Consider the following 2295-nt stretch of genomic DNA (forward strand, 5'->3'; position numbering starts at 1 on the left):
CGGGCTGGGCCTGGCGCAGATCAGGGAGCGCGGCTGGGCCTGCACGCTCGAGGAGCTGGAGGTGGGGCTGAACGCGGTCGCCGCGCCGGTCAGGGCTGGGCGAGCGGTGGGAACTGCTGCGCACGGTCTACAAGCCGTACCCGACGAACCACTTCACCCACCCGGGCATCGACTGCGCGCTGGCCCTGCGCGCGTCCGGCGTCTCCCCCGAGGACGTCGAGGACGCCGAGCTGGGCGTCGCGGCCCCCGTGCTGCGGACGATCGCCGAGCCCCGCGAGGACAAGGTCCGCCCGCGCTCGGCGTACCACGCGAAGTTCTCCGGCCCGTACACGGTCGCGGCCGCTCTGCGCGGCGGCGGCGGGCTGGGGCTCTCGCTGGACGACTTCGCCGCCCTGGACCCCGACCGGCTGGCGCTGGCGCAGCGGGTGCGCTGCGTGGCGGACGAGCGGGCGTCGGAGATCTTCCCCCGCGCGTTCGCCGCCGTCCTGCGGGTACGGCTGCGCGACGGGTCCACCAGGGAGCACCGCGTCGACTCCTCGCGCGGCGGGCCCGAACACCCGCTCACGCGGGAGGAGCTGGCGGTGAAGTTCCGCGCCAACGCGACCCGCGCCCTCCCGGACGACCAGGTGACGGCTCTGATCGCCGAAGCCGGCGAGCTCCGGACGGCGCCTTCGCTGACGCCGCTGCTGAACCTGACAGTCGCCCAGCCACCGGCCACGGCCGCTCAGCCCTGAGCCGCACACCCGGGACGAAGCGGACGCATCAGGCCGGGTGCGCCGTTTCAGCGGGGAGTGCGGCCGGCGTCGCCGGGTGGTGTGGCTGACGCCGCCGCTCCAGGGGCGTGCTGGGGTGGGAGGACGCCGCGCAGGTCGTCCAGCGGCGGCAGCGACGGCGTGGCGGGCTCCTCCCGGGTGACCGCCGCCTGCTCCGGCACCCGCGCCCGTGCGGACGCCTCGCGCACCGACTCCTTGTCCGGGGCGACACGGTCGAAGAAGCGCAGCAGCTCCACGGGCACCGGCATGACCAGGGTGCTGGTCTTCTCGGCGGCGACCTCCACGACGGTCTGCAGCAGCCGCAGCTGCAGCGCGGCAGGCTGGCCGGACATGATGGTGGAGGCGTCCGCGAGCTTCTGGGCGGCCTGCAGCTCGCCGTCGGCGGTGATGACGCGCGCCCGCCGCTCACGCTCGGCCTCGGCCTGGCGCGACATCGAGCGCTTCATCGTCTCGGGCAGCTGCACGTCCTTGATCTCGACGCGGTCGATGTGGATGCCCCAGCCGAGCGCCGGGCTGTCGATGACGAGGGCGAGGCCCTTGTTCAGTTCCTCCCGGTTGGACAGCAGGTCGTCCATCTCGCTCTTGCCGATGATCGAGCGGAGCGAGGTCTGCGCCACCTGCTCGACCGCGAACAGGTAGTTCTGCACCTCGATGGCGGCCCGCAGCGGGTCCTGCACGCGGAAGTAGACGACGGCGTCGACCCTGACGGACACGTTGTCGCGCGTGATGCCCTCCTGCGTGGGGACGGGCATGGTGACGATCTGGACGTTCATCTTCTTCATCCGGTCCACGAACGGGATGATGACGTTGAGCCCCGGCTGTCGCACCTGCTTCTGGGCTAGGCCGAAGCGGAAGACTATGCCTCGTTCCACCTGGTTGACGATCCTGACCCCGCTGAGCACGACCCACAGGGCGAGGACGGCCAGGACGACGAGGACGATGCTGGTGGCCATGATGTGTCCCTTCTCCCTCCAGCCTAGGCCCGTTCGCCGGGGAAGGCGCAGGTCACGCGGCCGGGAGCCGGCGGGCGCCCGCGTGGGCGGCCCAGGGTCGGAGCAGCGGGCCGGGCTGGTGGGCGGGCTGGCCGGCAGGCTGTGCGCCGGGCGGGCCGGCAGGCTCAGCGGGTCGCCGTCGAGGTCCAGCGGGGGCCGTCAGGTGCGTCCTCGACCACGACGCCGCCCTCGTGCATCGCCGCCCGCAGCGCGTCGGCGACCGCGTATCGGCCCTGTTCGCGCAGCTCGTCGCGGAGCGCGAGCAGCGACTCGACGAGCGCGCGGAGACCGGCCGTCGCTGCGGTCTCGCCGAGCCTGCCGATCAGCAGGCGCATCAGCTCTCTGGCCTGGTCGACGCCGCCGGAGTCCTCCTCGGTGTCGGCGGCCCACTTGACGATCTCGGCCTCTAAGTCGAGCACCACCCGCGCCGCCGCCGCCAGGTCGGCCCCGGCCACCGCGGCGGCGAACCGCTCCTCGCACGCGCTGACCGTCTCCTCCAGCGTGACCTGCGCGGGCGCGCCGGCGGCGAC

Annotated in this window: 2 protein-coding genes and 1 pseudogene; 1 reads left to right on the top strand and 2 read right to left on the bottom strand. The window is 73.6% G+C overall.

The annotated features are described in order from the left end of the window. The first annotated feature begins 116 nt into the window (after positions 1–116). The gene (locus tag ABZ297_RS46680) at positions 117–734 is read left to right on the top strand and encodes a hypothetical protein (protein WP_355361038.1); all 618 of its coding nucleotides are present in this window, start codon (positions 117–119) and stop codon (positions 732–734) included. Positions 735–781: 47 nt separating this feature from the next. On the opposite strand, the gene ABZ297_RS46685 is transcribed toward ABZ297_RS46680, so the two are convergent. Continuing rightward, positions 782–1726 (bottom strand): slipin family protein, encoded by a 945-nt coding sequence (locus ABZ297_RS46685; RefSeq protein WP_355361035.1) that lies wholly within the window; start codon positions 1724–1726, stop codon positions 782–784. Positions 1727–1890: 164 nt separating this feature from the next. Continuing rightward, positions 1891–2295: pseudogene (locus tag ABZ297_RS46690) on the bottom strand (hypothetical protein); the annotation flags it as partial.

Origin of the sequence: Nonomuraea sp. NPDC005983, assembly GCF_040614375.1 — a bacterium.
Classification (GTDB): Bacteria; Actinomycetota; Actinomycetes; order Streptosporangiales; family Streptosporangiaceae; genus Nonomuraea.

Coding starts and splice junctions, on each gene's coding strand:
- ABZ297_RS46685 (WP_355361035.1), bottom strand. CDS start 1,726: ATGGCCACCAGCATCGTCCTCGTCGTCCTGGCCGTCCTCGCCCTGTGG.